Source organism: Acinetobacter sp. 1294596, assembly GCF_000582925.1.
In the GTDB taxonomy this organism is placed as follows: Bacteria; Pseudomonadota; Gammaproteobacteria; order Pseudomonadales; family Moraxellaceae; genus Acinetobacter; species Acinetobacter radioresistens.
Genome location: NZ_JFCC01000015.1, coordinates 50,724 through 58,692, shown reverse-complemented (window position 1 = coordinate 58,692; position 7,969 = coordinate 50,724). Strand labels below are relative to the sequence as shown.

Annotated in this window: 8 protein-coding genes; 6 read left to right on the top strand and 2 right to left on the bottom strand. The window is 45.2% G+C overall.

What is annotated here, in order from left to right:
* The first annotated feature begins 334 nt into the window (after nucleotides 1-334).
* Nucleotides 335-1,102, top strand: a complete 768-nt coding sequence (locus J502_RS07730; protein WP_005404520.1) for a TorF family putative porin — start codon at nucleotides 335-337, stop codon at nucleotides 1,100-1,102.
* A gap of 54 nt (nucleotides 1,103-1,156) precedes the next feature.
* Here the strand turns inward: J502_RS07730 and J502_RS07725 are convergent, their stop codons facing one another.
* Nucleotides 1,157-2,641 (bottom strand): YifB family Mg chelatase-like AAA ATPase, encoded by a 1,485-nt coding sequence (locus J502_RS07725; RefSeq protein WP_034683696.1) that lies wholly within the window; start codon nucleotides 2,639-2,641, stop codon nucleotides 1,157-1,159.
* Between the two features lie 63 nt (nucleotides 2,642-2,704).
* The gene (locus J502_RS07720; protein WP_005017183.1) at nucleotides 2,705-2,932 is read right to left on the bottom strand and encodes an accessory factor UbiK family protein; all 228 of its coding nucleotides are present in this window, start codon (nucleotides 2,930-2,932) and stop codon (nucleotides 2,705-2,707) included.
* 271 nt (nucleotides 2,933-3,203) lie between these two features.
* Here J502_RS07720 and glnK point away from each other — a divergent pair, with 271 nt between their 5' ends.
* The 5 genes from glnK to J502_RS07695 all read left to right on the top strand — a co-directional run bounded on the left by glnK (nucleotide 3,204) and on the right by J502_RS07695 (nucleotide 7,953).
* Nucleotides 3,204-3,542 (top strand): P-II family nitrogen regulator, encoded by a 339-nt coding sequence (gene glnK, locus J502_RS07715; RefSeq protein WP_005017180.1) that lies wholly within the window; start codon nucleotides 3,204-3,206, stop codon nucleotides 3,540-3,542.
* A 58-nt stretch (nucleotides 3,543-3,600) separates the two neighbouring features.
* Complete coding sequence (locus tag J502_RS07710) at nucleotides 3,601-4,983, top strand: ammonium transporter (RefSeq protein WP_005017177.1); 1,383 nt, start codon at nucleotides 3,601-3,603, stop codon at nucleotides 4,981-4,983.
* 121 nt (nucleotides 4,984-5,104) lie between these two features.
* On the top strand, nucleotides 5,105-5,557 hold the full coding sequence (nrdR, locus tag J502_RS07705) for a transcriptional regulator NrdR (RefSeq protein WP_034683693.1): 453 nt from the start codon (nucleotides 5,105-5,107) through the stop codon (nucleotides 5,555-5,557).
* 18 nt (nucleotides 5,558-5,575) lie between these two features.
* The gene (gene ribD, locus J502_RS07700; protein WP_034683689.1) at nucleotides 5,576-6,664 is read left to right on the top strand and encodes a bifunctional diaminohydroxyphosphoribosylaminopyrimidine deaminase/5-amino-6-(5-phosphoribosylamino)uracil reductase RibD; all 1,089 of its coding nucleotides are present in this window, start codon (nucleotides 5,576-5,578) and stop codon (nucleotides 6,662-6,664) included.
* Nucleotides 6,661-7,953, top strand: coding sequence for a DNA adenine methylase (locus J502_RS07695; RefSeq protein ID WP_005017173.1), 1,293 nt, complete (start codon nucleotides 6,661-6,663; stop codon nucleotides 7,951-7,953). The genes ribD and J502_RS07695 overlap by 4 nt, the downstream gene beginning before the upstream one ends.
* Nucleotides 7,954-7,969 lie beyond the last annotated feature (16 nt).

Genomic DNA, 7,969 nt, shown 5'->3' with positions numbered 1-7,969 from the left:
AAATAAAAGTACTTTTATATAATAATAATCATTATTACTAACTTGAATTATTGTCTTTAATAAAAAGTGTATCGCTTTATCTGAATTAAAATTCAAAACCAAAGTCGCAGTATTCTGTTTACATTATTAAAAATAATAAGGCCCACTGAAGTAAATTTTGTTATTTAGACATTTATTTGATTTTTTAAGTAGGTCCCAGTCCAATAGCAAACTTTAATTTATTATTATTTGATCATTCTAAAAACAATAAATTGGCATAACTATTGCTAAGTCTTAGGCGTGAATTTTAAAAACAAACCAAACAATACACGCCACTCTCTAAAGGGGATACAAGATGTCAAAAAATATTCTTAAAGCTGCTCTTTTTACAGTTATCAGTGGAGTTTCTGGCTTAAGTCTCGCAGAAGAAACCCGGCCTTTTCCTTTTCCGGGAGAGGTTACCGGAAATATCGGAGTATTTTCCAGCTATAACCTGCGTGGTCTAACGAATGTTCCTGAGAACTCGGATGCAACTATACAAGGTGGGCTGGATTATAGCCATCCATCTGGGTTTTATGCGGGGTATTGGGGTTCCAGTCTGGACTATTCTTTGGCTGATTACGATCCACTGACTGAAAGCTATGAGGGTGGTGACTCTTTTGAGCATGATTTTTATCTGGGTTATAAAGGTTCAATCAATGAAGATACCGGCTTCACCATAGGCGGTACTTACTATTATTACTATAACTCAGATGTTGACTCTGACGGCTTTGAAACACTGCTTGGCTTAAATTATAAAGATTTTGGTATTACTGCCCAGACGCTGACCCAAAATACCACTTGGGGTAATCAGGGTGATACCTATCTGCTAGCCACTTACAGTCGGGCTTTACCACAAGCTTTTACTGCAAATTTTGCTCTAGGCGCTTATTACTATGGTGATGATGACGAATTTATTACGACGACAGAAGATTTCAATTTCAGACATTTTACTGTCGGTTTAAGTCACCCTTTAGGAGATACCGGAGCCAATATGAGTCTGGATTATATTATTGGTGGATATGACCGTATGGATGATAAACAAAAGAATAAAGTGGTACTTGGCTTAAAATACAGTTTTTAAGCATTCTCAGAAATAAAAGCCAAGCTGATCTGAATCTGTCTTGGCTTTTTTAGTTCAGGACTGACTGCGGTAAGAAAGCGCTTCACTTAAATGACTTGTCTGGATTTCTTTGGAAAGTGCCAGATCAGCAATGGTTCTGGCTACACGTAAAACCCGGTGATAAGCACGGGCAGAGAGATTGAGTCGTTGCTGTGCCATTTCAATTATACGTAGTGAGCTTTGGTCCAGCTGTGCATGCAGTTCGAGCTGTTTAGGGGAAAGCAGCTGGTTAAGGCAACCCTGGCGTTGGAGCTGTTGTTCATAAGCTAAAATGACACGTTTCCTGACTGTGTCTGAATTCTCAGCAGGTGTGGTTTGCTGGAGTTCATGCGCCTGCAAGGGTGGCACATCAATATGCAGGTCAATCCTGTCCAGCAATGGACCGGAAATACGGTTCTGATAGCGCTTGATTGCATCGGCTGAACACTGGCAACGGTTATCCTGATTAAATGCATAACCACATGGACAAGGATTCATAGCTGCTACCAACTGGAAGTTGGCCGGAAAAGTCATTTGCCGGGAAGCCCGAGAAATAACAATTTCCTTAGACTCGAGTGGCTGACGTAAAACTTCCAGTACTTTGCGGTCAAATTCAGGAAGCTCATCTAGAAATAAAACACCTAAATGTGCCAGAGTAATTTCACCAGGCTTGGGTTGCGAGCCGCCGCCGACCAGCGCAATAGCAGATGCAGTATGGTGTGGAGCCCGAAAAGGCCGTTGTCCAAAGGGATGCTGAACATTGGCAATTGAATAGATACTGGCAACTTCAAGATTTTCCTGGGCATTGGGCGGAGGTAAAATGCTGGGTAACCTTGAAGCCAGCAGGGTCTTTCCAGTTCCAGGAGGGCCCTTAAAAAGTAGAGAGTGACCGCCTGCTGCTGCAATTTCCAAAGCACGCCGTGGGCGCAGTTGCCCCTTAATATCTGCCAAATCCAGTTTATAATCTTGAGCAGCTTCAGATAGTTTCCTTTTAACCGGTAATAATGGCTGTTGCTGTAGTAAATGCTGGCAAACCTGTTTTAGGTGCTGTGCTCCGTAGACCTGAAAGTCAGAGAGCTGCGCTGCTTCCATTGCATTTGCTTCTGCCAGTATCAGCTGATGCCGTACTTTTTGACATGCCATGGCAATTGCCAGTGTGCCGCTTACCGGACGCAAGCAGCCATCTAAAGCCAGTTCACCAATAAATTCAATCTGTTCTGTACTTTGTTCAGGGAGCTGGCCTGAAGCAACCAAGATTCCCAACGCAATCGGTAGATCTAGACGTGATCCATCTTTGGGCAAATCGGCAGGAGCCAGATTAATAGTAAGACGTTTGGTGGGAAACTGAAAGCCGCTATTAATGATCGCCGAGCGAACCCGATCTTTACTTTCACGTACCGCAGCTTCAGGAAGCCCTACAATAGTCAGGGAGGGAAGCCCCTGACTCACATGAACTTCAACTTCAATAGAAGGCGCATGTAGCCCCAGCACCCCCCGGGTGTAAATTTTGGCAAAAGACATTTTATTGTTCCGTTATGATCTTATTTTTGTTGATTATGGTCTTCAAGTGCACTGTTAAGGTGCTTATTTTTTGTTCTTTAAAGTCTCTTCCAGCATATTGACCTGTTGCGTAAGCTGTTCGAGACGCAAATTGGCATTTTGTAGGGCAACACGCTGCCGTTCCATTTCCTGTTTAGAAACCAGATCCATTTTTTCTACAGCTTCATTTAATAAAGCCCTTAGATTTTTCTCAATATCTTTTTTAGGTTGGTCTATCTGCTCAAGAATGGCCTGTAATAGGGTTTCAATCATAGGGAATCCAGAAAATTATAAATGTATGGGCATACTTTAACACTGCTGAGGGGTATACCCTAGCCTGTTGAGTACATATAAAATTTTATATATTGAACGAGTTAAAATTACATATAAAAATGTTTATTTTTTAAAGTTTAGTCAAGCTGATCAAGTATAATCAAGCGTACGTCTCATGCCAAAAAATTCTATTTTCCCCAACCTTTAGAGATTCTTGGCATGAAAATTGAACATAAAACCTTACTGGTGAAACAAGCCGAAGGAAACTGAAATGAAGCTCGTAACTGCAATTGTAAAACCATTTAAATTGGATGACGTGCGTGAAGCCCTGTCTGACATCGGTGTTCAAGGTATTACTGTCACTGAAGTCAAAGGCTTTGGACGTCAAAAAGGCCACACTGAACTATACCGTGGTGCAGAATATGTTGTTGATTTCCTGCCAAAAGTAAAAATTGAAATTGCGATCAGTGATGATCTGGTGGATTCAGTGATTGAATCTATTACCCGTGTTGCCAGCACAGGAAAAATTGGCGACGGGAAAATTTTTGTGACCAATCTGGAACAGGTCATCCGTATTCGTACTGGCGAAACAGGACCGGATGCTGTCTAAGTTGGCATAAAGTTTGCTGAGTAACTGATAACTCAGAAATAAAGGTTGGGGGACACAAATGAAAAAAATGCTGCTTGCGCTCAGTCTGTCGGGCGCACTTTTAGGTGGATCAGCGGCTTGGGCCGAACCAACACCAGCTGATTCCGCCGTTACTGAAACTGTGGTTTCAACTTCATCTGACTCTACAATAATAACTCCGGCCGAACAGCCGGCTAATATAGCGCCTGCCGAAGAAGAGGCGCAGGCCGATTCAGGTGATACCGCTTGGGTACTTATCTCTACTGCACTCGTCCTGCTAATGACAATTCCAGGCTTGGCTCTGTTCTATGGCGGTATGGTCCGCAAGAAAAATGTTTTAAGTACAATGGCACACAGCTTTGTGGCTACTGCCGTAGTAAGTATAGTCTGGATTGTGATTGGTTATAGTCTGGCATTCAGCGAAGGTAATGCCTTTGTTGGTGGACTGGACAAGCTCATGCTTATGGGAATCGGGCCGTCTGCTGTGCAAGGCACTATCCCGGAAATTCTGTTTATTGTATTCCAGATGACCTTTGCCATTATTACGGTAGCTATCATCAGTGGTTCGATTGCCGAGCGGATGAAATTTGGCGCATTTATTACTTTTGTCGCATTCTGGGTGGTGCTGGTCTATGCCCCGATTACCCATTGGGTATGGGGTGGTGGCTGGTTAGCCAATGATGGTGCGCTGGACTTTGCTGGTGGTACTGTAGTTCATATCAATGCTGGTGTAGCAGGTCTGGTGGCTGCCTATATGCTGGGTAAACGGATGGGATTAGGCCGTGAATCTATGGCGCCACATAATCTGACTCTCACTATTCTGGGCGCCAGCCTGTTGTGGGTAGGCTGGTTTGGTTTCAATGCCGGCTCTGCACTGGGTGCAAATGGAGCAGCAAGCTACGCTATGATCGTGACTCAGGTGGCAGCAGCCGCAGCTACAATCGCCTGGCTGGTGGCAGAAAAATTTGTACGTGGCAAGGCCTCAGTACTGGGTGCTGTTTCAGGAGCGGTAGCTGGTCTGGTGGTCATTACTCCGGCCGCAGGTTTTGTGACAGTAAGTGGCGCATTAATTATGGGGCTGATTGGTGGAGTATCATGTTTCTGGGGCACTACAGCTCTTAAACGGTTACTCAAAGCCGATGACTCGCTGGATGCCTTTGGCCTGCATGGAGTAGGCGGTATTGTCGGGGCAATTTTAACCGGTGTATTTGCCAGTGAACTGATTATGGGTGATGCAGTTCCTACCGATATGATGAAACAGTTGTGGGTACAAGTAGAGGGTGTGCTGGCGACTATTGCTTATAGCGGCATCTTGACCTTCGTGATTCTAAAAATTATTGATCTGGTGATTGGCCTGCGTGTCTCTTCTGACGATGAACGTATGGGTCTGGATTTAAGCCAGCATGGTGAACGCATCGAATAAGCGGGAACCTGATGACAGGCAGCCCTACGGGGCTGTTTTTTTATGGCAGAACTGGCGAAAGTGCAGAAATATGCAGAATTTTTGCTACACTAGGTTAAGTTGATCATTTCTATTCAAGTCTATGCATTGTCCATTTTGTAATGCCGCAGACAGTAAAGTCATTGATTCGCGTCTTGCTGCCGAGGGCTGCCAGATCCGCCGGCGAAGAGAGTGCATCAATTGCGGTGAGCGCTTTACCACGTTCGAAAGTTATGAAGTCGTCATGCCGCGTGTCATTAAATCCAATGGAAAAAATGAACCGTTTGATGAGGCCAAGCTTCGTGGTTCCCTGATGCATGCCTTGCAAAAACGCCCGGTGACTCAAGAGCAGATTGAAACGGTACTGAGCGATATTCAGCTTCAGATCCGTCGCTTGGGTGAACGTGATGTTAAATCGCAGACTATCGGTGAAATCGTCATGCAGTCTCTGTTTGCACTGGACCATGTGGCCTATGTAAGGTTTGCATCGGTATATCAGGACTTTCAGGATGTTGAGGCATTTCGGCGCCAAATTGAACAGATGCAACAACGTTAACAGAAGCGGAGAAAGGTAGTGAATAGTGGACTTGACCAAGACTATTTTTATATGCGGCGTGCCATTGAGCTTGCGCGTCTCGGTCAGTATTCAACCAAGCCCAATCCGAATGTTGGCTGTGTAATTGTCAAGGATGGCCAAATTATGGGTGAAGGCTATCATCCACGCGCGGGACAGCCTCATGCCGAGGTATTTGCGTTGCGTCAGGCGGGTGAGCAGGCTCAAGACGCAACTGCATATGTCACGTTGGAACCCTGTGCACATTATGGCCGTACTCCTCCATGTGCAGAAGCATTGGTCAAACATCAATTAAAAAAAGTAGTAATTGCCTGCCCTGATCCGAATCCGCTGGTCGCAGGTAAGGGTATAGCCATTTTAAAACAAGCTGGTATCGAGGTGGAGAGTGGTATCTGTGAAAATGAAGCGGCACAGCTTAACTGCGGCTTTTTGAAAGCCATGGCTGTAGGCATGCCTTATGTACGTCTTAAAGTAGCTTCCAGTCTCGATGGTCGTACAGCAATGGCTTCAGGTGAGTCAAAATGGATCACAGGTAAAGCTGCCCGGCAGGATGTGCAACATTGGCGTGCAATTTCAGGAGTAGTGATTACCGGTATACAGACCGTGCTGACTGATGACTGCCAGCTAAATGTACGTTGTTTATCCGGGACTGATTTGCAGACCGTTGTGCAGCCCAAACGGCTGGTACTGGACCGTCAGGGGCAGTTACCGTTAACGGCCAGAATATTGGCTAGTCCGGAACAGCTTATGGTAATGGGACCCTTCCGGCAGGAACTTGCCGACTTAGGCGTGATACAATTACCGTTACAGCCTTTAAAAGGGCTATTACAGACCTTATGTAACCAGTATCAGATTTTTGATGTGCTGGTTGAAGCGGGAGCAACGCTTTCTTCGGCCTTCTTGCAGGAAAAACTGGTTGATGAGATGATCAGCTATGTTGCACCCACTTTTTTGGGGCAATCTGCCCGTGCGATGTTTAATGCTGAATTTATCAGTATGGCTGAGCAACTTCGTTTTAAGCTGGAAGATGCTACAATTGTAGGTGATGATCTCCGCTTAAGGTTAATCCCTACTCAAGAGACAGTATGAATTCAGAGTCTTCGGTTTATCACAAGCGTCGTCATGCCGCCCGCACGACAGATGAATATCTTTTTCATCAGCTGGTTCCTTATCTGGGTAACAAGCGCCGACTACTCCACCTGATTTTAGAAGCACTTGAAATTACTGGTACCCTGAATCAGGGTAATAAACGTGCCCCGATTTTTGCTGATTTCTTCGCTGGCAGCGGAGTGGTTTCACGTCTGGCCCGACAAAATGGCTATCGTGTGATTGCCAATGACTGGGAACCTTATAGTCATGCACTGAATCATGCAATCTTGTCCTGTGTAGAGGCTCCTGCTTTTAAAGAGCTGGGCGGCTATCAAAAAGCAATTGATTATTTAAACCGTTTGCCTGAAGTCAAAGGCTGGGTGACCCATAATCTGTGTCCGCGTAATGACGAAGTTTATGATCCGACTCGTGATAGACTGTTCTTTAAGCGTCGCAACGGTATGCGTATTGACGCTATTCGCCAGCAGATTGCAACCTGGCAGGCACAAGGTGCAATTGATGATGTTGAGATGAGTGCCCTGCTTGCGCCATTGCTTTATTCTGCCAGTTTTGTCAGTAATACCAGTGGTGTATTTAAAAGTTTTCATCAGGGCTGGGGAGGAAAGACCCAAACAGCCCTGGAACGAATTGAATCATTATTGTGGCTAACGCCTGGCCGTTTCTGCGAAGTAGGTGAGCCGAACAAGCCGGCTGCTGAAATGTGGTGTGTAGATGCCCAGCATCTGGCTAATCAGATGAGTAGCTTTGAGGTCGATGTCGCCTATCTGGACCCGCCTTATAACCAGCATGCCTATAGCAGTAACTATCATGTATTAAATGCATTAACTTTATGGGACCAGGTGGACTTGCCGAGCCCGGATACCAAAGGCTATAAAAGTGGGATTGACCGTGCTTGGCGCAAAGAACGTCCAAGTCCATACAATTCATCTAAACATGCTAAAAAAGCTTATGAAAAGCTGCTGTCAACGATTAATGCACGCTATATTCTGACCAGTTATTCAACTGATGGTAATATAGAAGCCAAGGATTTGCTGAAGGCCAATCTGGAGCGTGGCAAAGTGACACTGCTCACGCAGGATGTACCACGTTATCGGGTCAGCAAGCAGCGTCAGTCAGAGCGGGCACGTGTACTTGAGTTTATTGTCATTACCGATACCCATGCCAAATCCGGTCCGCCTTTACGTCAGCTGCTCAGCCAGCTTTATCATTTTGCTGAACTTGGTGGTGTAGATACCTCCGGCGTCAGTACGCAATTAGCCCTGTGGTAAATTATTTAAGAGAAGA